The organism is Ruegeria sp. AB5 (genome assembly GCF_056542645.1).
This window is the reverse complement of sequence record NZ_JBQGAE010000012.1, coordinates 59,144-83,381: the sequence shown is the minus strand read 5'-3', so window position 1 is coordinate 83,381 and position 24,238 is coordinate 59,144. Positions and strand designations below refer to the sequence as shown.

General features: G+C 54.7%; 24 protein-coding genes, 2 tRNA genes, 1 pseudogene and 1 riboswitch. Of the genes and pseudogenes, 17 read left to right on the top strand and 10 right to left on the bottom strand.

Translation table 11 applies throughout. The features are described 5' to 3' along the window. Nucleotides 1-116: 116 nt before the first annotated feature. Complete coding sequence (gene hpaR / locus ACR0L4_RS17900; RefSeq protein ID WP_170753810.1) at nt 117-551, top strand: homoprotocatechuate degradation operon regulator HpaR; 435 nt, start codon at nt 117-119, stop codon at nt 549-551. Between the two features lie 633 nt (nt 552-1,184). Continuing rightward, a pseudogene (locus ACR0L4_RS17895) lies at nt 1,185-1,882 on the top strand (fumarylacetoacetate hydrolase family protein). 3 nt (nt 1,883-1,885) lie between these two features. Here ACR0L4_RS17895 and ACR0L4_RS17890 read toward each other — a convergent pair. Further along, entirely contained in the window at nt 1,886-3,100 is a 1,215-nt protein-coding gene (locus tag ACR0L4_RS17890; protein WP_480514438.1) for a winged helix-turn-helix domain-containing protein, read from the bottom strand. A 4-nt stretch (nt 3,101-3,104) separates the two neighbouring features. Further along, nucleotides 3,105-4,130: a LacI family DNA-binding transcriptional regulator gene (locus ACR0L4_RS17885; RefSeq protein ID WP_480514437.1), complete on the bottom strand. Its 1,026-nt coding sequence runs from the start codon at nt 4,128-4,130 to the stop codon at nt 3,105-3,107. A gap of 115 nt (nt 4,131-4,245) precedes the next feature. On the opposite strand from ACR0L4_RS17885, the gene ACR0L4_RS17880 reads away from it, so the two are divergent. Both ACR0L4_RS17880 and ACR0L4_RS17875 read left to right on the top strand, forming a co-directional pair. Beyond that, a tRNA-Arg gene (locus ACR0L4_RS17880) sits at nt 4,246-4,322 on the top strand. A gap of 98 nt (nt 4,323-4,420) precedes the next feature. Further along, nucleotides 4,421-4,735 carry a hypothetical protein gene (locus ACR0L4_RS17875; protein ID WP_170753815.1) on the top strand — a complete coding sequence of 105 codons (315 nt, stop codon included), beginning with the start codon at nt 4,421-4,423 and terminating at the stop codon, nt 4,733-4,735. 312 nt (nt 4,736-5,047) lie between these two features. Here the strand turns inward: ACR0L4_RS17875 and ACR0L4_RS17870 are convergent, their stop codons facing one another. Continuing rightward, nucleotides 5,048-5,839 (bottom strand): family 16 glycosylhydrolase, encoded by a 792-nt coding sequence (locus ACR0L4_RS17870; protein WP_480514436.1) that lies wholly within the window; start codon nt 5,837-5,839, stop codon nt 5,048-5,050. Nucleotides 5,840-5,943: 104 nt separating this feature from the next. Between ACR0L4_RS17870 and ACR0L4_RS17865 the strand changes: the two genes are divergently transcribed. Next, a complete protein-coding gene (locus ACR0L4_RS17865; protein WP_170753818.1) occupies nt 5,944-6,165 on the top strand; it encodes a hypothetical protein in 222 nt (73 codons plus the stop codon). Nucleotides 6,166-7,008: 843 nt separating this feature from the next. Here ACR0L4_RS17865 and ACR0L4_RS17860 read toward each other — a convergent pair. Next, on the bottom strand, nt 7,009-7,593 hold the full coding sequence (locus ACR0L4_RS17860; RefSeq protein WP_480514435.1) for a hypothetical protein: 585 nt from the start codon (nt 7,591-7,593) through the stop codon (nt 7,009-7,011). A gap of 149 nt (nt 7,594-7,742) precedes the next feature. On the opposite strand from ACR0L4_RS17860, the gene ACR0L4_RS17855 reads away from it, so the two are divergent. The 4 genes from ACR0L4_RS17855 (at nt 7,743) to ACR0L4_RS17840 (ending at nt 12,307) form a co-directional block, all read left to right on the top strand. Then, a complete protein-coding gene (locus ACR0L4_RS17855) occupies nt 7,743-7,982 on the top strand; it encodes a helix-turn-helix domain-containing protein (RefSeq protein WP_170753820.1) in 240 nt (79 codons plus the stop codon). Between the two features lie 210 nt (nt 7,983-8,192). Further along, nucleotides 8,193-9,845, top strand: coding sequence for a DUF262 domain-containing protein (locus ACR0L4_RS17850; RefSeq protein WP_170753823.1), 1,653 nt, complete (start codon nt 8,193-8,195; stop codon nt 9,843-9,845). A 234-nt stretch (nt 9,846-10,079) separates the two neighbouring features. After that, the gene (locus ACR0L4_RS17845) at nt 10,080-11,000 is read left to right on the top strand and encodes a hypothetical protein (RefSeq protein ID WP_170753825.1); all 921 of its coding nucleotides are present in this window, start codon (nt 10,080-10,082) and stop codon (nt 10,998-11,000) included. A gap of 791 nt (nt 11,001-11,791) precedes the next feature. Beyond that, nucleotides 11,792-12,307, top strand: a complete 516-nt coding sequence (locus ACR0L4_RS17840; protein WP_170753839.1) for a hypothetical protein — start codon at nt 11,792-11,794, stop codon at nt 12,305-12,307. 70 nt (nt 12,308-12,377) lie between these two features. Here ACR0L4_RS17840 and ACR0L4_RS17835 read toward each other — a convergent pair whose 3' ends face one another. After that, the gene (locus ACR0L4_RS17835) at nt 12,378-12,746 is read right to left on the bottom strand and encodes a DUF3768 domain-containing protein (protein WP_480514434.1); all 369 of its coding nucleotides are present in this window, start codon (nt 12,744-12,746) and stop codon (nt 12,378-12,380) included. 344 nt (nt 12,747-13,090) lie between these two features. Continuing rightward, a tRNA-Lys gene (locus tag ACR0L4_RS17830) sits at nt 13,091-13,166 on the bottom strand. A 211-nt stretch (nt 13,167-13,377) separates the two neighbouring features. Here ACR0L4_RS17830 and dapF point away from each other — a divergent pair. Continuing rightward, nucleotides 13,378-14,220, top strand: coding sequence for a diaminopimelate epimerase (dapF, locus tag ACR0L4_RS17825; protein ID WP_480514433.1), 843 nt, complete (start codon nt 13,378-13,380; stop codon nt 14,218-14,220). Further along, nucleotides 14,217-15,473, top strand: coding sequence for a tRNA (N(6)-L-threonylcarbamoyladenosine(37)-C(2))-methylthiotransferase MtaB (gene mtaB, locus ACR0L4_RS17820; RefSeq protein ID WP_480514432.1), 1,257 nt, complete (start codon nt 14,217-14,219; stop codon nt 15,471-15,473). Before dapF ends, mtaB begins: the two co-directional genes overlap by 4 nt. Nucleotides 15,474-15,617: 144 nt before the next feature. Here the strand turns inward: mtaB and ACR0L4_RS17815 are convergent, their stop codons facing one another. The 3 genes from ACR0L4_RS17815 to petA are packed head-to-tail and all read right to left on the bottom strand — an operon-like array spanning nt 15,618 to nt 18,364. Beyond that, nucleotides 15,618-16,403: a cytochrome c1 gene (locus ACR0L4_RS17815; RefSeq protein ID WP_170753848.1), complete on the bottom strand. Its 786-nt coding sequence runs from the start codon at nt 16,401-16,403 to the stop codon at nt 15,618-15,620. Between the two features lie 18 nt (nt 16,404-16,421). Then, on the bottom strand, nt 16,422-17,765 hold the full coding sequence (gene petB / locus ACR0L4_RS17810) for a cytochrome b (protein WP_480514431.1): 1,344 nt from the start codon (nt 17,763-17,765) through the stop codon (nt 16,422-16,424). A 14-nt stretch (nt 17,766-17,779) separates the two neighbouring features. Then, a complete protein-coding gene (petA, locus tag ACR0L4_RS17805) occupies nt 17,780-18,364 on the bottom strand; it encodes a ubiquinol-cytochrome c reductase iron-sulfur subunit (protein ID WP_170753852.1) in 585 nt (194 codons plus the stop codon). A 447-nt stretch (nt 18,365-18,811) separates the two neighbouring features. Here petA and ACR0L4_RS17800 point away from each other — a divergent pair, with 447 nt between their 5' ends. After that, nucleotides 18,812-19,255: a cytochrome c family protein gene (locus tag ACR0L4_RS17800; protein WP_170753853.1), complete on the top strand. Its 444-nt coding sequence runs from the start codon at nt 18,812-18,814 to the stop codon at nt 19,253-19,255. A gap of 56 nt (nt 19,256-19,311) precedes the next feature. On the opposite strand, the gene ACR0L4_RS17795 is transcribed toward ACR0L4_RS17800, so the two are convergent. Next, complete coding sequence (locus ACR0L4_RS17795) at nt 19,312-19,920, bottom strand: glutathione S-transferase (RefSeq protein ID WP_480514430.1); 609 nt, start codon at nt 19,918-19,920, stop codon at nt 19,312-19,314. Between the two features lie 110 nt (nt 19,921-20,030). Beyond that, nucleotides 20,031-20,229: riboswitch (FMN riboswitch) on the top strand. A gap of 72 nt (nt 20,230-20,301) precedes the next feature. On the opposite strand from ACR0L4_RS17795, the gene ACR0L4_RS17790 reads away from it, so the two are divergent. The 5 genes from ACR0L4_RS17790 to cobO all read left to right on the top strand — a co-directional run bounded on the left by ACR0L4_RS17790 (nt 20,302) and on the right by cobO (nt 24,230). Continuing rightward, a complete protein-coding gene (locus tag ACR0L4_RS17790) occupies nt 20,302-20,742 on the top strand; it encodes a 6,7-dimethyl-8-ribityllumazine synthase (RefSeq protein ID WP_480514429.1) in 441 nt (146 codons plus the stop codon). Nucleotides 20,743-20,838: 96 nt separating this feature from the next. Next, nucleotides 20,839-21,939 carry a chorismate synthase gene (gene aroC, locus ACR0L4_RS17785; protein ID WP_480514428.1) on the top strand — a complete coding sequence of 367 codons (1,101 nt, stop codon included), beginning with the start codon at nt 20,839-20,841 and terminating at the stop codon, nt 21,937-21,939. After that, on the top strand, nt 21,923-22,585 hold the full coding sequence (locus ACR0L4_RS17780) for an HD domain-containing protein (protein WP_480514427.1): 663 nt from the start codon (nt 21,923-21,925) through the stop codon (nt 22,583-22,585). Before aroC ends, ACR0L4_RS17780 begins: the two co-directional genes overlap by 17 nt. A 54-nt stretch (nt 22,586-22,639) precedes the next feature. Then, a complete protein-coding gene (locus tag ACR0L4_RS17775; protein WP_480514426.1) occupies nt 22,640-23,575 on the top strand; it encodes a DMT family transporter in 936 nt (311 codons plus the stop codon). A 55-nt stretch (nt 23,576-23,630) separates the two neighbouring features. After that, nucleotides 23,631-24,230, top strand: a complete 600-nt coding sequence (cobO, locus tag ACR0L4_RS17770; RefSeq protein WP_480514425.1) for a cob(I)yrinic acid a,c-diamide adenosyltransferase — start codon at nt 23,631-23,633, stop codon at nt 24,228-24,230. Nucleotides 24,231-24,238: the final 8 nt, after the last annotated feature.

The following is a 24,238-nucleotide window of genomic DNA, read 5'->3' as shown; positions in this document are numbered from 1 at the left end:
TCTTCCTTAGTTTTGCGGGCACCGCAAGCGGTGAAACAGACAGCGCCGATAGGGGCAGTTCCTGGGTGGGATTCTTAACATCTTGAGAATCATGGGTTTTTCAGCAATACTTACGGATGGGTCATTCATTGCCTTTGATGTCAAAATCCTTGCCCCTTGCGCTTTTGCGCGCACGGGAAAAAGTGATGGGCCCCATTCGCACGCTGTTGATGGATGCCGGTGTGACAGAACAGCAGTGGCGGGTGTTGCGCCTTCTCGACGAGGAGGGTCCGCAAGAGCCGACCCATATTGCCGAACGCGCCTGTCTGTTGTTGCCCAGTTTGACACGTATCTTGCAGAAGCTGGAGAAAAAGGGGTTGGTGTCCCGCAGAGCGCACCCGCAAGACCGGCGACGTCAGATTGTCGAAATCAGTGCCAGCGGCAAGAGGATCATTCGTGACAATCTCGCCGGGATCATTGAGCAGGCCGACCATGTCCGCGCGCATCTGGGGGAGGATAACCATAAGAAATTGCTTGATCTATTGAACGATCTCAGGGATTTCGACACCTGAACGCCCTGTCTGTGACGGGTCGCGCATCGGTAGGGGCCCCGTCAGAGAAGGTAGGGGGAATTCTCTGACGGGGCGGCCAGACCCGGACTGGATTTTGTGCCTGGCCCAAGGCCGTTTGCGTCTCGTCTTATCCGACGGTCCGGCCCACGTATCGAAGAGCGATCGGACCCTAAAAATAAGGGCCTATCTTTGACAATGAACCCAGGGGGATGGGTCTGATTGCCAACGCTTCTCCGAAACGATCATGTCCAAATGCAGACTTGTTGAGGTGTCCGCAAGAGGTATCTTTGGGTCAATTCGGTCGTGCTGAACTTACCGGCAAATCCCTGTGCCGTGCAGGAGGGGGGTCGAATTCTTTCAGGTCTTACCTGTGAGCTAGTGCAAAATCTCTATATTCCAAGGCAGAGTTTTACTCTGCAATTGTTGTGGAACCCATTCCGGGCCACTTGAACGTCGCGCCTATTAGGCCTCAAGCGGATTGAGCTTGAAATGCTTGAGAATGTTCCTGCAAGAATTGAGCGGGATTGTGCCGAAACAATCCAGGGGTGTTGGCAAGAACCGGCGTGTGACAACGGGTTGCTGATGGCGCTGCAATCCCTAAGATGCGCCCCGACACGGTACAAAGGGATCGACATGCAAGGGCACCTCTTTTCTCTACCTGACCCGGTTTCGATCCCCGTGGTTGCTGAACAGGCATCCTTTCCGATCGGTCGCATTTTTGTGTCGGTCGAAACTACGCGGCGCATGCGGCTGAGATGGGGCACGAGGTGGACCGCGAAGCCCCGTTCTATTTCACGAAATCTGCGGCCAATGCGATACTGACTGGCGCGACAGTCCCTTATCCGCCGGGCACCGAGAACTATCACCACGAAATGGAACTGGCTGTAGCCATCGGCAAACCGGTGTTCAGGGCCACCGGCGCGCAGGCCTGGGATGCTGTCTATGCTTATGGCTGCGCACTGGATATGACCCGTCGCGATCTACAAATCCGCGAACGCAACAAACAGCGGCCCTGGGATCTGGGAAAAGACGTCGAAAACGGTGCGGTCTTTGCGCCGCTTACCCGTGCAACCCAGTGGTCGCCCGACGATGGAAAACGCATTTTCCTGAGCGTTAATTCCGAGCCTCGGCAAGATGCCACCCTGCAGGAACTGATCTGGAAGATTGATGAGGTCATCTGTCATCTGTCCGGCTACTACCACCTGCGCCCTGGTGATCTGATTCTGACAGGTACGCCTGCAGGCGTTGGGCCTGTGGTTGCAGGGGACAAGATCGAAGGGCGAATAGACGGGCTTGAGCCTATTCAACTGACTCTGATCGACGCGAAATAGACCCTATTTTGGCTCTTTCAGCCAGTCCTTGGCGAATTCAACCTTTTCGAGACCGGCAAACCGGCGAACCCGATCCAATTCAGCGTCCAGCCGACGGGTGCGCGCGTCCGACCATCGAACCGTGCGCTCGGGCCACATGGCTTTGACGCGCAATATGCCCGCGTCCCTGTGGGCCTTCATGTCGATGCGCCCGATCAGCTTGTCACCTTCCAGCAGCGGGAATACATAGTAGCCGTAGGTCCGCTTTGGTTCGGGCACAAAAACTTCGATCCGGTAGTAGAAGCCAAACAGCCTTTCGGCCCGGTTCCGGTCCCGCAACATCGGATCAAACGGGCTAAGCACCCGAATGCGACCCGAAGGCGACGGCAGATCGGGCACACCGTCGCTCAGGTCCGGGCGGGCGTAAAGCTTTCGAACACGCCCATCAACACAGGCAATCTCGATCTCTTCCAGAACCCCTGATTGCAGACCTCTGGAACACCAGTCTTTCGCCTCAGCCGGGCTGACCGTATCCCAGAATGCCGCCAACTCGCCCGAAGTTGCAAAGCCAAGCCGGTCAAGTGCTGCGTTGCACAGCCAATCGACCGTTGCTTCGGTATCGCAAGGGCGCTGCCCGGGGCACAGATGTGTCTCGATCACCCGTTCGGTCAGATCATAGCGTTTCTGAAACCCGTCGCGCCCCACCACTGTCAAGGCACCCGACCGCCACAGAAACTCAAGCGCGGTCTTCGACGGGTGCCAGTCCCACCAGCCGCCGGATCCTTTCTTTTCGTCCTTGCCAACATCCGAAGAGGATACTGCGCCATGATCTCGGATGTGATTCAACACGTTCTCGAACTGCTGTTCGAACCCATCCCGACGCCAGTTTTTCCACCGCGATTTCAGCAGCGCGGCGTCCCGCTGGAACCGCAGATGCCAATGGGGATAGTAGCCCATCGGAATAACCGCGGCATCATGGGTCCAATGTTCGAACAGAGCCCGGTCCCGCTCATAAAGGCGTTTGAGGTTGCCGCTGCGATAGCTGGGTCTGCGTGAGAACAGGATCATGTCATGCGCGCGTGCGACAGTGTTGATGCTGTCAAGCTGAACAAATCCAAGCCTCTGGATCATGTCCAGCAACTCGGACCCTTTGGCGGCGCCAGAAGGAGGCTCGGCCAGCGCATGCCGATCCATGAAGATGACCCGCGCCGTGCGGTTGTCCAGCCGTTTCAGCACCACGGGATCAGCGCCGTTTCAGCGTATCACCAAAGCTGATCTTGGGAGTCAGGGTAACGCGGGTCTCGATCTCAGAGTTCGGATCATTGAGTTGTTCGGCAATGATTTTGGCCGCTTGTTGTCCGATCTCCAGACGGCAGGCATCCATCGTCGCCAGCTTACGGGGCAGACCTTGCAAAAGTTCGACATTGTTGAACCCGGCCAGCCCGATCTGTCCAGGAATATCAATGCCTTGTTCCAATAGGTATAGCAGCCCGCCGGCACCAATCATATCGTTGGAATAATACAGAAAATCCAGCTCTGGCGAACGTTCCAGCATGGCTTGCGTCATCTCACGACCCTTGGCCAGCGCCGATCCGCCCGAGTAGAACTCGCGATCCTCGATCTCGACCCCATGTTTGCCCAAAACCTCGGTGAAGCCTTCGAACCGTTTCCGCGCGCGGTGGTCCAGCGGCATCTTGGTGCCCATAAAGCCGATATGCTCGTAGCCCGCCTTCAGGATTGCCTGCGCCATTTCGCGCCCGGCACGACGATGCGAAATTCCAACCATTGCATCCACAGGCTTGCCGTCTGTGTCCATGATCTCAACCACCGGAATTCCGGCCGAATCCAGCATGGCGCGGGCTGCTTCCGTATGTTCCAGCCCTGCGATGATCACGCCCGAAGGTCGCCACGAGAGCATCTCGTACAGTACTTTCTCTTCCTTCTCGGGGAGGTAGTCAGTCACGCCGACCACGGGTTGCAGATCGGTGTCCTCCAGCACCTGATTGATGCCGGTCAGCACCTCGGGAAAAACCATGTTCGACAGGGATGGAATGATCACGGCCACAAGGTTGACCCGACTGGACGCCAACGCACCTGCGATCTTGTTGGGCACATATCCCAGCTCTTTCGCGGCGGCCAGAACACGGGTGCGGGTGGCATCGGATACATCGCCCCGGTTTCGCAGGACCCGGCTGACGGTCATCTCGGACACTCCGGACGCTTCCGAGACATCACGAAGGGTAAGCGGGCGTTTTGTTTCAGTGTTCACGAAGGGCACCTGCGTTGTTGTTTTGTCCGATGGTAGCGTGAACAGGTCGGCGTGTACAACAATTGTGCAAAGCCGATGACAACCGAAAAAATCCAAGGTAGAGAAGGCGATGCACGGCCCCGTGGCTCAACTGGATAGAGCAGCCCCCTCCTAAGGGGCAGGTTGCAGGTTCGAATCCTGCCGGGGTCGCCAAACTACCAGAAAAAGTATTTTTTCAATACCTTAGGTAACTATTGCGCTCCGAATGGTCACACATGAGCAGGAACTGGTTCAAGTGCGGACCTAAAAGAATGACGATTAAATACGATCAATGGCGTGGTGTTAGGGTCAACTACCGTCGCAGAATTCCAGATGACTTGCGGGGTTACGGCGAGGTCGAACTTGAGTTCAAGCGACGCCTCCATGCCATTAAAGCGGCTGGAAAGCTCACGGATGAAATGAACGCAGAAGAACTAGTGGCTGCATATGCGATTGCGGATCGAGAAGTAAGAAGCGAAAACAATGACGATGAAAAACCGTTTGAAGAAATTGGAAACCAACGCCGCGCCAAAAACTTTGCTTTCCCACAAGATTTGTCGCTTTCGGGTGCGAAGAGGCTGAATTAACGATAGTACCTAGTCATTTTGGCGAATTGCGTAAGGCAGATTGCGAATGCCTGGGTGAGTTCTACCAGCGTGCTTGCGATGCTTGTGTGGATGCGCAAGGGCTGGGAAATTACCGAGCGAAAAAGCTGAGCGATGAAGACCTTCAGTACATCTTGGCTTCAAGCAGCCCGTAGTTGGCGCAAAAGTATTATCGGGACGAGCTGCTTTCGGACAAAGGTATTCAATCGATGCTTTGACTCCACAGACCTGTATTGGCTTGGAGTATAACGAACATCTGTTGGTCCCCATTGCAAATTTGTCCACCAATACGCTTCAACCGTCGCTGGGCCACTCGTTCGAACATTGAACGGTTTCTGCCTCACTAGGGCGATAGGAAACACAGTAGTATCTAGCCTCGGTTCGCGTGCTTTTTGGCGCGCTACCCGACCAATCGTTATGCTCCTCACCACTGACCCAGATATTGGCAAATATCTTCTGGGGGTTGGATGGGATTGGTGCCTCTTGAGACGTCACGCGTAAAAGCTCTCGCCCGTCCGCGTACCAGGTTAAACTGTCGGGTAGCCATTCAAAAGCATATAGATGTGGTTCATCTGCTGCATCAAATCCAAGACTCACGGACCGGACGGACAACCTTTCTCCATTTGTGAACATTCCAAGCAAAACTTGGGTTGTGTCGCCGCCTAAGAACTCAAAATCGATTTCATCATGGGGCGCATCAAAATGCGGTCCGGTATATGTAAAGAATGATGAAATTACTCCTTCACCGCGTGCTGCGGTCATAACAACCTCATAACGACCAAAAGACGTGTGCCCAGTGCGCTGCACTTCACCGCCCTCGAATCGTTTAACCGTTCCGTCTTCTGCGGGATAAAGATTCAATACTATCGCTTCATCTTCGATATCGTAGTACACGGCGTCCCGGCTCCAGGCTGTATCAATCCAATCGGCCTGGTTTTCGTATTTGGAGATGTACCATTTCTCCGACCCTAAATCATCCGAGCGTGAAACAAAGCCTGAAGCCTGCATTTCCGCTGCTTCAAGCGCCAAGACGGTCGGTACCAACGCCGCTATAGGCAACTTTATGAAAAACCTATAAAAAAACATACCACCAACTCCTGACGGAAATTAACACATGCTTAACTCACAATCCATTTACTCACCTAAAATTCTCCACATTGCTTGAGTATATCTTGTCTAGGAGTATTTGCATGGATCACAAAGTAGCAAAAGATGCCCTGTATTCGGCAAACATCCTGACGGAAGTGTACAAGTCCAATGTGGGAGACAACCCTTGGATACAGGCCAATCCCGAAATTGCCATTGCGGTGGAGAGGGCCGTACTGGCAATGGAAGAAGCGTGTGAAGCGATCAGGCAAAAGCAATCAGAAGACCAGCGTGGTACAGATTCCGAACAACACCTGAGAGGGTGATCCAAGAATTGGGCTATGCTCAGCAGCGGCAAAGGACATCTGAAACTGGTGAGACTTGGTGCGACGCACGGAACTCGTTCGCCCTCATTAAAATCGTAAACCCACTCAAGGCGCGCCGCATTTACTCGCTATTCAGGCGGATTGTTTGAATTGTAATAGTTTCATTAAAGAACAGCGGCAAACGCCTTGGCGAAACGGAAGGCATTGGTCGAGATTGTCGGTTTGTGCTGGGGATCGTTGGGCGACACACCGAACCAATTAACCCCCTCAAATCCAGTCGAAAAACCAGAACGTTCTAAAATACAAGTATGTCGCCCACAAACGCAGGATCGCATTATGTCGAAATTGTGTCCACGATTCATTTTGAAACTTACTGTTTGCAAAGTGGAAACAAACCGTTTCGTCATGAAATTGGGCAGTACGGGGTTTCCCGAATATCTGCACTTTGGGTTATGTGGCAGTCTAAACTCACGAACACATACTGTCACTTACCCTTTATGAAGAGACTGGCTTGTACCCCCTCTGCCAGTCTCCTTCACAATTTTCGACCCTTGCTCTGGCCACGCTGGCAAGACTCCGGCGCAATGACGTCGTTCTTGGACAACCATTCCCTTATTGCTGCCCAGTGATGCTGCGTTCCAGCGGTGTAACGTCTATCCTGTAGTTCACTTATCTGGCGCTCAAGCGAAGGTCACCACTGCAACCTGAGCTTCAGACGAAGGGCTTTTGCCCGGCCGCGCACAGCGGGCTGCCGGCCGGTTGTCGTCCTTCATCTTCTCGGCGTCGATCTCGTCCACGTTGAAGGGCGGGTTGGGCCCAAAAAAGACCGGCAAGTTTTGAGGTCTATTGAAGGACCAGCGCTGCGCACACCTGCGAAAAATCAGGGTAAATAGGATCGGACGCGCGTTTTTGCCCGGTTTGTATACCAAACTCTATCATCTCATCCATGCATGGTGTGATGCGCTCTGCGATCAGCTGCAACTGTCCGCTTTGGATCAGGTACTGAACATGTGCGTCAGAAGGAATCAGGGCCGTGTAATAGTTTGCTGCAGACGCTACTTTGATCTGGTGGGTCGCTTGTTGCCAATCGGCGATCTGAGCGTCAAATGTTAGGTAGTTCACCAGCCAACTTGGCAAGCCAATACTCTCCTCAGGCTCATCGGCTTCACCAAAAATGAGACCCTGTGCGGAACCAGCAATGATGAAGTCGAGGAAATACTGCGCGTCGGCTTCAGTACCTATCGAAACATCGGTTCCAACTTCATTCAACATAAAGAGCGCGGCGAGCAGTGCTCGCTCGGTACCAGCACCCCAGAGACCGTCAATCTGCTGCAGGTACAAGTTCTGCTGCTGGAGTTCAGCTTGTGCCTGCTCGCGTGAAGTATGGTCGAGCTCACGGAATACAGTTTCAAGGTTGCGTCGCTCCATTTCTGTCTGTGCCGAACTGGCGCTGCTTATAGAAATCAGGAGGAATGTTAGAAGTATTCTCAGCAAGTTAGTTACCCTTATTCCAAAATGGGATTATTCTAACTTGGGATTATCAGGTCACCAACGACTGATCAATACGGCACCTGACATTGAAATCCCTCAGAACCAGAAAGCATCAAATTTTGATTGCTGGTCTCAAAGAAGCCAGACTCCAAGCGGGCTTAACGCAAGCAGCGCTTGCAGAACGTTTAGGCACGGTTCAGTCGTTCGTCGCTAAGTCCGAAACTGGTGAAAGACGCATGGATGTGGTTGAATTCGCACGTTGGGCCGATGCAACAACTGGCGCGGAGGCTTTCTGCAAAATACTTGCAAAAATGACAGAGACATGAAGAGGCTAGCGGAAAAATCAAAAATAAGAGACACGCGCACCGTAAGCTTTGTGTCGGCTTACAATCTAGGACGTTGAGGCTGCTATATAGCAGAAATGGCCACTGATAGCTTCGTGCGATCTTTCTTCAGGAGGTGCATTACCTGATCTAGACGGGCGCGAAGTATCCATTTAGGTTCGCGTTTAAATTGTAGACTTCAGGACCATATTGATGACGAATCCTAGCCCACAGCCGAAACCTGACAGTCGGAAGTATCTAGATCTCATTAACGATATTGAGAAGGGCGTCATCAAAATTCCGAAATTTCAACGAGATTTTGTTTGGCCAATTGAAAAGACTGCAGCGCTTCTAGACAGTATCGTAAAGGGCTATCCAATCGGCACCTTTATCCTCTGGAAAACCAACCAGCGGATGGCAGACGTGAAGGATGTAGGAAACATTCCTTTGCCCCCCACACCTGATGATCGGCAGGTTGAATATGTTCTGGACGGTCAGCAAAGGATGACTTCGCTATTCGCGGCATACCAAGGTGCAAAGATAGAACGCGCTGGGTCCAAACGAGTCACTGACTTTGCTGAAATCTATGTCAATCTTGATCCCTTGCTATCCGACGACGCTCAAATTGTTACGCACGAACTCCCTCATCAACCACACAAATGCGTGTCGTTGAAAGACGTTCTGTCGTTGAATCGTGGGATTGAGAAACGGTTGGTCGGCGAACTCGGATTGACCGATGACGATCTTGATACCGCGGATAAATTCAAACATGCTTTCGCTACATACGACTTCAGCATCGTAACTCTGACGCGCGAGGACATAGATAGCGCGATTGAAGTTTTTACACGGATCAACACAGGTGGTTCAGTCCTCACTCTTTTCGAAATCATGGTTGCGAAAACATACGACGAAGAGAAGAAATTCGACATGCAGGTCGAATGGACAAAGATCGAACGTGATTTGGAAGAGGTCGGTTACGACGGTGTCTCACCTTCCACGATGCTGCAACTCTTGGCTCTGGTTTTAGCCGGCGAAGCCAAGCGTGCGACGATCCTTAACTTAGATAAGTCCAAGCTAATCGAAACATGGCCAAAGGCGGCGAACGCCATCAAAAGTGCAGTAGATCATTTCCGGACTGCATATCGAATTCCAGTGTCAGCTCTACTCCCATACGACTCGTTGATCGTCCCATTCGCATACTGGTTTTTCATCAACCGCCACGAACCCACAGGCGACGATCATATGCGTATGAGGGAGTACTTTTGGCGTGCGGTACTTAGCTATCGCTTTTCGTCTGCTGTGGAATCGAAACTCTCGGCTGATAAGCGTGCAATTGATGAGGTAATCGCAGGCGGAAAGCGAAACTGGGTCATCCCAATTGGCATCGGCAGCGCAGACGATTTAATTAGCACAAACTTTGCGACAGGCAACTCGCTATGTAAGGCAATCCTTTGCCTACTTGCATTTGAGCAACCCCGTAATTTCCACAACGACGGGACAGTTCTGCTGGACAACAGCTATCTCAAGATTGCCTCTTCAAAAAACTTCCATCACTTCTTCCCCAAAGCTCACTTGCGCGCGAATGGGGTTGGAAATGAAAATTCTGTTGTGAATATCACATTGATTGGAGCCGATCTGAACAAGCGTCAAATAAATGCTAAGCCGCCTCAAGAGTATATTCCTAGGTTCCAGGCTGCAAACCATTCGATGCAATCCACGCTTGCAACACACTTGATCGATAGACAGGGTATGGGAATTGACGAAGACAATTACGATCTATTCTTGAAGGCACGCGCAGAAAAGATCTGGGCGAAAATTGATGGGCTAATCCACCCCAATTTCTCACCCTCAAAAGAAAGTGTGTAAGAATTAGGCTTATCCCCAGGTTCATCCTCAACCAATATCTGCCTGAGCGGCTTTATACCCGCATCTACACTAACAGCTTGGAAGGTGCTTCTTCTGCGCCCTGTGGATCTGAGCATAATTGCGGATGCACTCCAAAGGGTTGGCGCGAAATTTACAGTATTTGGATGCCAACTGGACGAGATGAACCCGTTATAGAAAAGCCCGCTAAAGCAGATGTTAGTGTGAGGTTTGCAAGTGATTGAGTTGCCAGTTTATAGTTCAAACTTTCCAGCAGGTGGTCCAGCTGGGGACAAGATATTGCGTTTTTCAAAAGCTGAGCTGTGCTGGGCGGCATTGACGATAGGAAAACAGCACAAGGCAGCGGTAACTGCATATGGTCAATATTCGCGCTATGAAGCTCGTTTCCGTTGGAACATGGTACTGAGTGCTTTGGATTTCGTGACTGCACCAAATAAAGCAACGAACTCCGACCTTTTTGATGCTTTGGATCCGACTGAAAAAGGTGGAGTAAATTTCTATCTTGGAATGGTTTTCCTCAAACTTTGTGCCCACAAATTACTTAATATTCCTTGGCTGATCCATTTGCATTGGATGAAAGCCAATCATGGCTTGACGCTTCTGAGTGGAAAGTCATCACCGGATCTCTTGGGCTATGATCCTACAACCGCTCGATGGGCGGTTTTTGAAGCAAAGGGTCGCAACGCAGGGTATAGCGCTGCTGTTTTGGCGAAAGCCAAAAACCAAGCCGACAGGGTCATCAAAGTGGATGGGGCGCTTTGCAGCTTACACGTAGGTTCGCTGCTGTATCGAGCTAGTGGCAGACAACTCGCATTCGCTTGGGAAGACCCTTCATCAGATCAGGAAGATCCCATTGAACTTGAGACCGAACGAGAAACTTGGTCTGAGTATTACTCACCAATTTACGAACTGTATTTACAACAAGCCAAGAACCACAGGGTTTTCAAAGAGGATTTTGGGTTCAACATTACTTTCAACCCAGCTGCGCGAAAATTCGTCGAAGCAATAAGGGATGGTCGAGACTTCTCTAACGAACTTGATTCACTCACTCATTGGTCAGCTAGGCAAGTGAAAGAGCCTAGGAGCATTTGGAATGGCGACGGAATTGGCATCCTTATCAATGAGGGCTGGAAATAAATTATTGATTTTCAATCCGAAGCACCCAGTAACCCAAGCTTTGCTAGGAAATACGGGGACTATCTTTAGGTATGACTAAACAATCGAGGTCATCTTCACATTCGCAACAATTCTACGCATTACTTTGCCTGGGGTAGTTGCAGTCATAGCGCGACTGAAGCAGTGCTGAACCATTCCGTGCTTGTACGTCCGGGCCGCGCAACAAAGTGAGCCTTAACTGCGACCGCTCCAATGACAGCTATTGGAAACGTGCCAAGAAACGGTGGTTTGCACCATTATTCACCAAGGCGAGTCTAGCCGTTTCGGCTACTGCGACGACGGCTCCATCCAGTGGACTCTGCCGAAAGATGCGTTCCGAATCGACAAACCGCTTGAGCCGGGCCCGAATTCGTTCGTGAAAGCGCCCGAACGCGCGATCCGCGAGAACTTCCGCGGCTTCCTAAGCCATTGCACCGACATGTTCAGATAAGATGCAGCTTGCTTCTCTGACAAAAAAGCCGGAGCGAGAGCTCCCTTAGGTTTGACCTGGCAAACCTCTCCTAATCCCATAAGTTGGGTCATTTTGAGTATCCTTCAGTGGTTAGAGGCTGAGTTGCCGAAACAGAAAGTGACACTCAGCCCTCCCAGTAAGGGTGACATACGCATCCTACGAACTCCACAGAAAGTGGTCACAATTTATCATTCATAAACAATGAGTTAGCCGGTTCTCTCGAATCGGAGAAATTTGCTTGAGACTTTTAAAAGTCGCAGTAAAGTGGTGCCAACTCAAATGTAGGATGATTGAGATTTCCATGAGTACGCGCAACAAGAAACCCAATTGGTCATATTTCGACGTGAACGCAGATCTTGTAGATTTTCCCGAAAGCACCGAAGAGTTCACTATTGTGATAGATGACATCTTGGTCGAAATTACTCAGATTGTAGAGTTCTACAAAGGTCTGAAAGAAGAGATGGGTTTACCGCCCATCTATCACGCCAAAAGTGTGTTGAAGCGGCTAGTTTATCAGTTGGTTGACGAGTGTCACAACGCTGGTTGGGTTTCAGCCCTAAAAGAAGAAATGGAACGTCGGGTCGTAGCTAACGGTGGTCGCTTTCGGAAGGATTCCGAAGAAGATGACTTGAGAACTGTTTTCTATATGTGTTTACGGGGCCTAGACCCCAATCAAAAATGGGTAAAGTCCGGAGAAGCAAGCCGCCTCGCAAAACAGTTGTCATACGCTCATGACTATGAAGTACCACAAGAGTACCTCATTGGATTCACTTACCAATATGGTGGTGATGAAGTGATTACGTTCGTAAGTAGCTAGCGCGGACGGCACTTTGGTTTACGCAAAAGGAGTTAGGCTCGCCTCCTTTATTGGAAACGAGCCATATGAGTCAGTACTCTGTAGAAAGCAAAATCGCCAAATACCTTGTTGTCCGCTGTGGATCAGTCGGGTCAGGTGACTCGTCATCAAGGTCTTTGTTGTAGTAGTTGATTTCCCAATCAATGGTTCGATTGCTGACCTTGATTGAACCAACGTCATGCTCTCCGCCGGGTTCCACACTTTTGTCACCCGCGTCTCCGGCGAGTTGTTTCATGATCATGTCAACGGTGGCTCTGCCAAGCAGATGTACTCCCATTGAGATCATGACAACCCCACCTTCACCTGTCTTTCGAAAATGGTCGTTCAATACTTGGTTCTTCTGAGCGGGGGACATGTCTGCTGTCAATTTGACATGCGAAGAGATTTTGCTGTCCGTCATGGAAAGCTCCAGTGCTTTTTGAGGATTTTGATTGTTGTGATGTCGTACAGGCGGTCACAGCTTCGCTTTTCTAAGCGTCGCAGTACAAATTATTTGTGCTATTTTGGAAGCTACACGCGACAGTCACTTGCCGCTCTGTACTTTGTCAGTGTACCAAAAACTCTTCGACTTGTCAAAAAGCATCATAATAATAATGCCTTACGGACTCACCAAAAGAGAAAATCCACGCGTTCGACGAAACGGTTTTCTACACGTTTCTACGTCAATCTATGCCGCGTGGTTGCTAGGTGGTTGCTGTAGGCGGGAGAAATTCTCGCCTATTCTTGCTAACCCTTTGAAAAAAGTGGTGAGCCGTGCAGGATTCGAACCTGCGACCCACTGATTAAAAGTCAGTTGCTCTACCAACTGAGCTAACGGCCCACTCTTTTGTTGGATCTTGATGATCCGTGGCGCTCTGTAAGGTATTTTGCCAATCGGCTTCAAGACCCTATTTCGCACCTCGTTTCGCCAGCATAATCAGTGTTTCCAGCGACCCGATAGGCGGCTTAATTAGGCAGGTGGCGCGGGGGGGTCAACCCCTTTTTTCAGGAATCTTCGCGATAGGGTGGATTCATGTTCTGAGCAAGGTTATATGCCCGCCATGCAACAGATACTCGACACCGAATTGCCCTTCATGAAGATGCACGGGCTGGGCAATGACTTTGTCATTGTTGACGCACGCGCGCACGCGATAAAGATCAGCCCGGCTGTGGCAAAGGCAATAGGTCACCGTCAATTCGGCGTGGGGTTTGACCAGTTGGCCGTCATCGAGAACGGCCAGGACGACGCACATCTGGTTTTCTACAATGCAGATGGCTCAACCGCAGGTGCCTGCGGGAACGCCACCCGCTGCATTGCCCGGTTTCTGATGGAGGAGAGTGGTAAAACCAAGCTCTCTCTATCCACAGAGCGGGGCACTTTGCGCGCGGAAGATGTCGGGGATGGGTTGACTTCGGTGAATATGGGCCCGCCTCAGCTGGATTGGCGTGACGTGCCGTTGGCCGAAGAGATGGACACGCTCGCGCTCCCCATCGAAGGCGCGCCCACAGCCACCGGAATGGGCAATCCGCATTGCACCTTCTTTGTCGAAGATGCCGAAGCAATTCCGCTAACCGAATTCGGGTCGCGCTACGAATACCATCCTCTCTACCCTGAACGCACCAATGTGCAGGTCGCGCAGGTGATTGGCCCTGACCATATCCGCATGCGCGTCTGGGAGCGCGGCGTGGGGATCACACTGGCCTCAGGGTCATCCTCTTGCGCCACGGCAGTTGCCGCCGCGCGCAGGGACCTGACCGGGCGAAAGGTCCAGATCGAGCTGGATGGCGGCACGATCTGGATTGACTGGCGAGACGATGGCGTTTGGATGACGGGGCCAACGGCCCATGTCTTCTCGGGCTCTCTGACGCCCGAGTTTCTGAGGTCGCTGCTATGAGTGCCCCAAAATTCACCACTTTGGGCTGTCGCCTGAACGCCTATGAGACCGAAGCGATGAAGGAATTGTCGCAGCAGGCCGGTCTGACCGACGCGGTGATCGTGAATACCTGCGCCGTCACCGCCGAGGCTGTGCGTAAGGCTCGGCAAGAGATTCGCAAGCTGCGCCGCGAAAACCCAAACGCTCGTCTGATCGTCACCGGATGCGCGGCGCAGACCGAACCACAAACATTCTCGGCGATGACAGAGGTTGATGCCGTCATCGGCAATACCGAAAAGATGCGGCCTGAAACCTGGAAAGGCATGGCTGCCGATTTCATCGGTGAGACCGAGGCGGTTCAGGTCGATGACATCATGTCCGTGACGGAAACCGCGGGTCACCTGATTGACGGGTTTGGTACCCGCTCTCGCGCTTACGTGCAGGTTCAGAACGGCTGTGATCACCGCTGTACATTTTGCATCATCCCCTATGGCCGCGGCAATTCGCGCAGCGTCCCTGCGGGCGTTGTTGTGGATCAGATCAAGCGGCTGGTGGACAAAGGCTATAACGAAGTTGTACTGACCGGTGTCGATCTGACCTCGTGGGGTGCCGACCTTCCCGCCCAGCCGAAACTCGGCGATCTGGTCATGCGCATTCTCAAACTGGTTCCCGATCTGCCGCGCCTGCGGATCAGCTCGATCGACTCAATCGAAGTGGACGAGAACCTGATGCAGGCCATCGCAACCCAGCCGCGCCTGATGCCGCATCTGCACCTGTCACTGCAACACGGCGACGACCTGATCCTGAAGCGGATGAAACGCCGCCACCTGCGCGATGACGCCATCCGCTTCACCGAAGAGGCCCGCAAGCTGCGCCCGGACATGACATTCGGTGCAGATATCATTGCCGGCTTCCCAACCGAATCCGACGCCCATTTCGAAAACTCGCTGAAACTGGTCGCCGACTGCGGCCTGACCTGGCTGCATGTCTTCCCATACTCGAAACGCGAAGGCACCCCAGCCGCTCGCATACCGCAGCAAGTCAATGGCAATGTCATAAAATCCCGCGCGGCTCGCCTACGCGCAGCGGGAGAGGCTCAAATTGCCAAACACCTCTCTGCCCAGATCGGCAGAACCCATCGCATCCTGATGGAAAACCGGCATATGGGCCGCACCGAACAGTTCACCGAGGTCTCGTTCAGCGCGCCGCAACCTGAAGGCCAGATCGTGACCACTTCGATCACCGGACAGACCAAGACCCAACTCACAGCCTGATCCGATCTTCATCTGGCCAAAAATATCCCGGGGATGAATTGGCCGCAGGCCAAGAAGGGGCTGGCCCCTTTTTTTTAGGTTACAAAGAAAAACCCCCGCAGCCTTTCGGCGCGGGGGTCTTCATTTTCGGACATACAAAGACCGTTAGTCTTTGCGTATCTTGCCTTTGTGCGGTGCCCACAAGCGCTTGTTCACCAAATACAGAAGCACCGACAGGACTGTCAGGAAGATCACGCCGACGAAGCCCGCGTTTTTACGATCCATCATTTTGGGTTCAGCAGCCCACATCAGGAAGGCCGCGACGTCTTCTGACATGGCTTCGACCGTGGCCGGGTGGCCATCCGCGAATTCAACCTGATCTTCTGAAATCGGCGGTGCCATCGAGATCCAGCCACCGGGGAAGGCTTTGTTTTCGTACAGGATCGTGCCTGCCTCTTCCTTCTCTTTGCCGGTGTAGCCATCCAACAGAGAGGCGATGTATTCTGCACCCCCCATGCCTTTGACCAACTGGTTGATACCCAGGCCATAGGGGCCGTGGAAACCCGCACGGGCCTTGGCCATCAGGCTCAGGTCAGGTGCGCCGGCTGCGGTATTGGCCGGGAAATGGTCGGTCGGGATCGCCGGGCGGAAATCGTCCTGTTCGGGATCAAAAACCTCGAAGTTGTCAGCCGCGTAGGTGATGACCTGCTCTTCCGAATACCCCAGCGCTTTCAAGTCGCGCAGAGGGACGTATTGCAGGCCGTGGCATGCGGCGCAAACCTCGGTATAGACCTGAAGACCGCGTTGCAGCTGGTTCTGATCCCAGGTGCCAAACGGACCTTCAAACGAAAAGTCGAAATCCTCGACATGTCCCGCTCCACCGGCCGCGTAAGATGCGGCAGGGGCAAGGGCCAGGGCAAACGCAGCGCCGATTGCAAGTTTCTTGAACATGGTTTCCGGTCCCTCTTCTTACTCGGCCGGAGCCGCTGCGGGTGAGGCGTCGGCGTCAGCCTTGCCATAATGCGCGTTGAAGTCTTCTTCGATCGTCTCAGGCGGTGTCAGAGGTTTCTCAATCACCCCAAGGATCGGCAGGATCACGAAGAAATAGGCGAACCAGTATGCAGATGCGATCAGCGAGAAGGTTGCATAGGGTTCTTCCGCAGGCATCGCACCCAGCCACATCAGGGCAAAGAAGTCGATGATCAGCAGATAGAACCACCATTTGAACATCGGGCGATACTTGCCCGATCGCACGGTCGAGGTGTCCAGCCAGGGGGCCAGAGCCATCGCCAGGATCGCACCGAACATCGCCAGAACCCCAAAGAACTTCGCGTCGATGATGCCACCGGTGATGAAGCTGGCAAACTGCACAACCCAGACCTCGCCGGTGAAGGCCCGCAGGATCGCGTAGAAGGGCAGGAAGTACCATTCGGGCACGATATGCGCTGGCGTGACCAGCGGGTTGGCTTCGATGTAGTTGTCCGGGTGGCCCAGATAGTTCGGCATGAAGCCAACAATCGCCCAGAACACGACCAGGATCACGGCCAGCGCGAACAGGTCCTTGATCACGAAATACGGCCAGAAGGGCAGGGTATCCTTGTCCGCTTCGGCTTTGGAAGCGCGACGCACTTCGACACCCGTGGGGTTGTTGTTGCCGGTGGTGTGGAACGCCCAGATATGCACCACGACCAGTGCCGCGATGATGAAAGGCAGCAGATAGTGCAACGAGAAGAAGCGGTTCAGCGTGGCGTTGTCCACTGCGGGTCCGCCCAGCAGCCAAGTCTGCAGCGCATCACCCACAAACGGGATCGCGCCAAACAGGCCGGTGATCACGGTCGCGCCCCAGAAGGACATCTGACCCCAGGGCAGAACATAGCCCATGAACGCCGTGCCCATCATCATCAGGTAGATCAGCATACCGATGATCCACGTGATCTCACGCGGGGCTTTGTATGAGCCGTAGTACAGACCACGGAACATGTGGATATAGACCGCGACGAAGAACAGCGACGCGCCGTTCATGTGCAGGTAGCGGATGAAATAGCCGCCATTCACGTTGCGCATGATGTGCTCGACACTGGCAAAGGCCAGATCGACATGCGGGGTGTAATGCATCACCAGAATGATGCCGGTGACGATTTGCAGCGCCAGGCAGAACGCCAGAACGATGCCCCAGATCCACCACCAGTTCAGGTTCTTGGGAGTTGGGATCATCAGGGTGTCATACAGCAGGCCGACAATGGGCAAGCGGCTGTGCAGCCACTTTTCGCCGCTGGACTTCGGCTCGTAGTGATCGTGGGGAATTCCGGACATAAGTTGGGTCTCCCTTAGCCGAGTTTGATGGTTGTTGCGTCGACCCACTCAACCGGTGGGATCGGAAGGTTTTCCGGCGCGGGACCCTTGCGGATCCGGCCCGCCAGATCATAGTGCGAGCCGTGGCAGGGGCAGAACCAGCCACCGAAATCACCAGCGTCCCCCAGAGGCACACAGCCCAGGTGGGTGCAAACACCCATCTGAACGATCCAGGCGCCTGCGGCTTCGCCCTCGGGCGACGGCATCACACGGTTGGCATCGGTTGCGGGGGCGTCCGCGTTGATGTTGAAGTTGCGGGCCAGCGGATCGGGCAGGTTGCCGACCGCTTCCTCGTCCTGTTGCTGCGCTTCGGCAATCTCGGCACCGGTACGGTGACGGATAAACACGGGTTTGCCCAGCCATTTAACTGTCAGCTGTGTACCCGGCTCTACCCCACCTACGTCAGTGCGGATCGAGGACAGGGCCTGAACGTCTGCCGAAGGGTTCATCTGGTTGATCAGGGGCCATACGGCTGCACCGGTTGCAACGACACCTGCGCCGCCAGCGACGTAGTACAGGAAGTCTCTGCGGGTGCCTTCGTGGTCTTCTGCGTGGGACACGAGGTTTTCTCCGATTGTCTGGCGCCCGCGGACGGGCAAATAGCTCGCGCACCGCACGAATGCGGTGTCTTAACCGCGCTGTCTATCGACGCAAATAGAATTCGTCCAGCGGTCATAAACGCGCAATACGCCGCATCTGTGTAATTTGTCTGTTGGCACGGGTGTTTTTGGTGTCTCGGACACACATCTTTTCATGTTTCTCCGAATCGATGCGGATTGATTCGGTCGCGGCACATGCGTTCCGGTTGACTGTTCAGGCGGGTCCGCCAGCACTGGATTGATGCGAAATTCTGCAAGATCCAACACTCAGAAGCCGGTTTGTTCCGGGTTAAATTATACCCCTGAAATAGACCATTTTTTTGACCGGCACCCTTGGCATTTCCTGTTGCACTTTTTGCGTGAATGCCGGAAATCCCGGTTCGCGCGAACGTCGATCAGGAGCCTCAGATGTCAAAGACCCCCTTGGCCGTCGTTCTGTTAACGATTGCATTGTCCACCCAAGTCACCGCTGCTGGCGATCCTGCCAAAGGCGAGCAAATGTACAACCGCTGCTCATCGTGCCACGCGATCATCAAGGATGGCGAGGTACTGGTGAAAGGCGGCATTACCGGACCGAATCTCTACGGTGTTATCGGCCGCGTTGCCGGGTCCGAGAACGACTATCGCTATGGCAGCGAACGTCTTCCCATCGGCATGTTCACCGACGACATGATCCGGGCAGGAGAGGAGGGCCTTGTTTGGAACGAAGACAATATCGCCGCTTACTCACAGGACCCGATCGGATTCATTCGCGACTATTTGCAGGATGAAACCGCGCGCCCGAACATGAGCGTCAAGCTGAAGAAAGGCGCAGACGATATCGCCGCCTATCTGGCTACCTTCAGCGATTAGGCCGGGCGCTAGACCGGGCCGAGCGCGGGACTTCTGCCCGCGGCCCGTTGCGCAGATCAGTTTGGCGGGCGGGTCGCTTCCATGCTGGGCCGCTTGCTGAACTCTGCGTACCAGGTCGCCAGCGCGTCATTGCCCCGGCGCCAGCCGCGCGCATCGTGACGCAGGTCCAGATACCCTAGCGCACATGCCACCGCCACTTGACCCATATCCAAGGAACCGGACAAATGCGCCATCCAGCGCTGGTTCAGTGCCGCGCAGGCCCGATCTATCTTGACCCATTGCGCCTCAACCCAGTCGTCCCATTTCTTTTCAGCCGGACGCAAGCGGTCTTCGTAGGTCATCAGAAGGGCCGCATCCAGAATGCCGTCGGCCAGCGCTTCCAAAGTCAATACATCCCAGCGACGCGTCCCGTCCGGGTAAAGCCGCCCTCCGGCGCGTGCATCCAGAAACCCGCAGATCACACGGCTGTCGAACAAGGTGGGTCCATCTGGGCGCTCAAGCGCCGGAACCTTTGTCAAAGGGGCCTTGCTGAGCAACGATGCCGCAGGGGATATTGGCGTACCGGCCACCGTTTCAAGCTCAACGTCCTGCAACTGGTCCGTTTCGTGCAGCAAAACCATAACCTTGCGCACATAGGGTGAGGTCAGGCTGTGGTAGAGTTTCATTCGCGCTCTCCTTGGTTGGGCAGAGCTTACAATACGGTGGCGGAAACGAAACCCGATAATTCCTGGGCGCATGATGCTCTTGCGGATCCGCCCGTCCCTTGGCAAAGTCACGCTGTTCTCAGGGCGGGGCGGAATTCCCCACCGGCGGTATGCGGGCGCTGACCCGTAAGCCCGCGAGCGGCCCAACGTGTCCACGATCCGAAAAGTGGGAACCGGTTTTCGGACAAATTGTGGAACCACAAAAGGGTGTCAGCAGATCTGGTGAGAAGCCAGAGCCGACGGTTAAAGTCCGGATGAAAGAGAACGTGCAGTGCGCCAGTGATGCGGCGCGGCTGTTCGTGATCGCCTTGGGTGACGTGTCAGTTAACTCAGGAGGTCCAGATGACACACACCCGCTATGCTTTTGTGAAGGCCAACTGGCATTCCGATATCGTCGACCGCGCGCTGGATGGCTTTCTTGAGCTGATCCCGGCTGATCAAGTCGATGTCTTCGACGTCCCCGGCGCGTTCGAGATGCCCCTGCTGGCCCGCGATCTGGCCCAGACCGGGCGCTATACAGCTGTGGCCTGCGCCGCCTTTGTGGTCGATGGCGGCATCTACCGGCATGATTTCGTCGCGCAAGCCGTGGTCGACGGGCTGATGCGCGCCGGGATGGATACCGGGATTCCGGTTCTGTCTGTGTCGCTGACACCGCACCAGTATCAGGAAACCGATCATCACAACGCCATATACCGCGCCCATTTCGTGGATAAGGGGCGCGAGGCGGCACAGGCAGCGCTGAAAATCGCCGCAACGCGGGCCGGGTTGACAGCCGCCGCATGAATGTAGCGCGGTTGGGGAAAGGGCGCCCCAACCGCAAATCCGCTTGAGGCTGCGGGCCTTGCCCGCTAATCACGACGCTCAGAAGGAGCACGCCTTATGTCGATGAACAGCTTTGGACATCTTTTTCGCGTCACCACCTGGGGCGAAAGCCACGGGCCCGCTTTGGGTGCCACTGTGGATGGCTGCCCTCCGGGTGTGGCGATTGATGCGGCGATGATCCAGCACTGGTTGAACAAGCGCAAACCGGGACAGAACAAGTTCACCACCCAGCGGCGCGAGCCCGATCAGGTGAAAATCCTGTCCGGCGTGTTCGAAGGGCAGACCACCGGTACGCCCGTGCAGCTGATGATCGAGAACACCGATCAACGCTCGAAAGACTACGGCGACATCATGGAAAAGTTCCGCCCCGGTCATGCCGATATCACCTATTGGCAGAAATACGGTATCCGCGATTATCGTGGCGGTGGGCGCAGTTCGGCCCGGGAAACCGCCTCGCGCGTAGCCGCCGGGGGCCTGGCCCGCGAAGCCATCAAACAGATCGCGCCGAATGTGCAGATCACCGGCTACATGACCCAGATCGGTCCGTATAAGATCGACCGCGCCAATTTCGACTGGTCCCAGATCGAACAGAACCCGTTCTGGACGCCTGACGCGACAGCCGCCGAGGATTGGGCCGCATATCTGGATGGGCTGCGCAAGTCCGGCAATTCGGTCGGTGCGGTGGTTGAAGTCGTCGCGCGCGGTGTCCCTGCCGGGATCGGAGCGCCCGTTTACGCCAAGTTAGACACTGATCTGGCCGCTGCGATGATGTCGATCAACGCGGTAAAAGGCGTTGAGATCGGCGAAGGTATGGCTGCCGCCGAACTGACGGGTGAGGCCAACGCGGATGAGATTTTCATGGGTCAGAACGGGCCGCAATACAGCAGCAACCATGCAGGAGGGATTCTGGGCGGCATCTCGACTGGACAGGACGTCGTGGTGCGCTTTGCGGTCAAGCCCACGTCATCGATCCTGACCACCCGCAAGACCATCACCAAATCCGGCGAAGAGACCGAGATCATCACCAAGGGCCGCCACGACCCCTGCGTCGGTATCCGTGCGGTACCGGTGGGTGAGGCGATGATGGCTTGCGTGATCCTTGACCACCTGCTGTTGCACCGGGGTCAGATCGGCGAGAACCGTGGCCATATCGGCTGATCTGCGCGCCCGCCTACGCGCCGCTGTTGCGCAGCGCATGGAGACCGATCCGGCGCATGATATGGCGCATCTGGACCGGGTTTGGAACAATGCGCGTACCATTGCCGTCGAACAGGCTGACGGCAAGGTTCTTGTGGCCGCTTGCTACCTGCACGATCTGGTCAACCTGCCGAAAAACGATCCGGATCGCCATCTTGCATCCCGCAAGTCTGCCGCAATATCAGAGCCTATTCTGAAAGGTTTGGGCTTTGATGAGGCCGCGATCCGCTCGGTCAAACATGCCATCGAGGCGCATAGTTTCTCGGCCAATATCCCGCCGCGTTCGCCGGAAGCCCGAATCCTGCGCGATGCGGATCGGCTGGACGCGCTGGGTGCCATCGGCATCGCGCGTACTTTCGTCGTTGCCGGAGCTTTGGGGCGAGCGTTGTATGACCCGGATGACCCCTTCGCCGAAGCCCGCGATCTGGATGACCTGAGATTTTCAATCGATCATTGGAAGGTTAAACTGCTGGGCCTGCCGGCAGACATGTTGACCGAAGGCGGGCGTGAATTGGCACGCAAACGGGTGTCTCACATGCTTCGGTTTCTGGACACGTTTGCGGATGAGATCGGACACCGCGTCCCCGACACCTGGAAATTCAACTGATTGGTACAATCCCGTCGTTGATCTTTTGATATCAAAGGCGCAGGGTCGCGGCCAATGGCAAAATCGTTAACTTCGCATCGACCCATGCTTGCCGTGGGTCTGAAATTGGCCGCGCTGATGCTGTTCACCTCGATGTCGGCATTGGTCAAGGCTCTGTCCGAGGATTTTCCGCCGGGTGAGCTTGTCTTCTTCCGTTCGCTCTTTGCCATTCCCGTCATCATCGTCTGGCTGATCTGGCGCGGAGAGCTGGCGCAAGGCTTTGTCGTCAAGAAGCCCATGGGCCATTTCTGGCGTGGTGTTCTGGGCACCAGTGCCATGGGCCTGACCTTTACCGGCCTCAGCCTTCTGCCGCTGCCCGAGGTTACGGCCATCGGTTACGCAACCCCCATTTTCACCCTGATCCTGGCTGCGGTGATGCTGGGAGAGCGTATTCGCATGATCCGGATCGGCGCCGTGGCGCTGGGGCTGCTCGGGGTTTTGATCATGATCTGGCCAAGGCTGGGCAGCACTCAGATGGAAGTAACGGCAACCATAGGCGCGCTATGCGTGCTGGGCGCGACCATGGCCCGTGCGTTCGTGCAGATCCACATCCGGCAATTGGTGAAAGTCGATCACCCGGCGGCCATCGTGTTTTACTTTTCAATGACCGCCACCGTGTTGTCTGCCCTGACTGTGTTCTGGGGATGGACGATGCCGACTCTGAATCAGGCTCTGATACTGGTCGCAATGGGCCTGATCGGGGGTGTAGCGCAGATTCTGGTCACGTCTTCCTATCGGTTCGGGCAGGCATCGATGCTGGCCCCTTATGACTACGCCACGATGTTGTTCGCCATCATCATCGGCTACGTGTGGTTCGACGAATTGCCGACAGCAGCGATCCTTATCGGCGCGGTATTGGTGATCGCCGGCAACATCGTGGTCGTTTGGCGCGAGCATCAGCTGGGCCTTGAGCGTGGCAAAGCCCGGTCGTTGTCCGATCACAAACCGTGACTTTACCTTTGGCAAACTTCCCCTAGGGTGTGCCCCGCAACGTAAGAGGTTTCCCATGAGCGACGCGCAGGATCACAAGGAAAAGATGCAGCAGGTGCAGGCCAAGCACCGCAAGAAAGTTTCCGAGGCGGTCGATCCGGGGCGCGGCTTGGTTTTGATCAATACTGGCAAGGGTAAGGGGAAGTCCTCGGCAGCCTTTGGCGTTGTGATCCGTGCGCTGGGCTGGGGGCAAAAGGTTGCCGTAGTTCAGTTCATCAAGGGCAAATGGAAGACGGGCGAGCGCCGGTTCTTTGAAGAGCGTGATCTGGTCACCTGGCACACGATGGGCGAGGGCTTTACCTGGGACACCCAGGACCGCGAGCGTGACATCGCCGCCGCCAATGCGGCCTTCGACAAGGCGCGTGCGCTGATGGAGAGCGGTGAATACGATCTGGTCGTTTTGGACGAGATCAATATTGCCCTGCGCTATGAATATCTGAGTGTTGATCAGGTGATTGACGGGCTGAAGGCGCGGTCCGACAAGACCAGCGTGTTTCTTACGGGGCGCGACGCACCACAGGCACTGCGCGACTATGCCGATCTGGTGACCGAAATGACCGAGGAAAAGCACCCGTTTCAGGCTGGGATCAAAGCCCAGCGCGGCGTCGATTTCTAGGATTAGAG

What these genes read in the sequence shown, in the direction of transcription:
- hpaR (WP_170753810.1), top strand. Translation starts at nt 117, where the DNA reads ATGGGTCATTCATTGCCTTTGATGTCAAAATCCTTGCCCCTTGCGCTT.
- ACR0L4_RS17875 (WP_170753815.1), top strand. Translation starts at nt 4,421, where the DNA reads ATGACGATTAAATACGATCAATGGCGTGGTGTTAGGGTCAACTACCGT.
- ACR0L4_RS17870 (WP_480514436.1), bottom strand. Translation starts at nt 5,839, where the DNA reads ATGTTTTTTTATAGGTTTTTCATAAAGTTGCCTATAGCGGCGTTGGTA.
- ACR0L4_RS17865 (WP_170753818.1), top strand. Translation starts at nt 5,944, where the DNA reads ATGGATCACAAAGTAGCAAAAGATGCCCTGTATTCGGCAAACATCCTG.
- ACR0L4_RS17860 (WP_480514435.1), bottom strand. Translation starts at nt 7,593, where the DNA reads ATGGAGCGACGCAACCTTGAAACTGTATTCCGTGAGCTCGACCATACT.
- ACR0L4_RS17850 (WP_170753823.1), top strand. Translation starts at nt 8,193, where the DNA reads ATGACGAATCCTAGCCCACAGCCGAAACCTGACAGTCGGAAGTATCTA.
- ACR0L4_RS17840 (WP_170753839.1), top strand. Translation starts at nt 11,792, where the DNA reads ATGAGTACGCGCAACAAGAAACCCAATTGGTCATATTTCGACGTGAAC.
- ACR0L4_RS17835 (WP_480514434.1), bottom strand. Translation starts at nt 12,746, where the DNA reads ATGACGGACAGCAAAATCTCTTCGCATGTCAAATTGACAGCAGACATG.
- dapF (WP_480514433.1), top strand. Translation starts at nt 13,378, where the DNA reads ATGCCCGCCATGCAACAGATACTCGACACCGAATTGCCCTTCATGAAG.
- mtaB (WP_480514432.1), top strand. Translation starts at nt 14,217, where the DNA reads ATGAGTGCCCCAAAATTCACCACTTTGGGCTGTCGCCTGAACGCCTAT.
- ACR0L4_RS17815 (WP_170753848.1), bottom strand. Translation starts at nt 16,403, where the DNA reads ATGTTCAAGAAACTTGCAATCGGCGCTGCGTTTGCCCTGGCCCTTGCC.
- petB (WP_480514431.1), bottom strand. Translation starts at nt 17,765, where the DNA reads ATGTCCGGAATTCCCCACGATCACTACGAGCCGAAGTCCAGCGGCGAA.
- ACR0L4_RS17800 (WP_170753853.1), top strand. Translation starts at nt 18,812, where the DNA reads ATGTCAAAGACCCCCTTGGCCGTCGTTCTGTTAACGATTGCATTGTCC.
- ACR0L4_RS17795 (WP_480514430.1), bottom strand. Translation starts at nt 19,920, where the DNA reads ATGAAACTCTACCACAGCCTGACCTCACCCTATGTGCGCAAGGTTATG.
- ACR0L4_RS17790 (WP_480514429.1), top strand. Translation starts at nt 20,302, where the DNA reads ATGACACACACCCGCTATGCTTTTGTGAAGGCCAACTGGCATTCCGAT.
- aroC (WP_480514428.1), top strand. Translation starts at nt 20,839, where the DNA reads ATGTCGATGAACAGCTTTGGACATCTTTTTCGCGTCACCACCTGGGGC.
- ACR0L4_RS17775 (WP_480514426.1), top strand. Translation starts at nt 22,640, where the DNA reads ATGGCAAAATCGTTAACTTCGCATCGACCCATGCTTGCCGTGGGTCTG.
- cobO (WP_480514425.1), top strand. Translation starts at nt 23,631, where the DNA reads ATGAGCGACGCGCAGGATCACAAGGAAAAGATGCAGCAGGTGCAGGCC.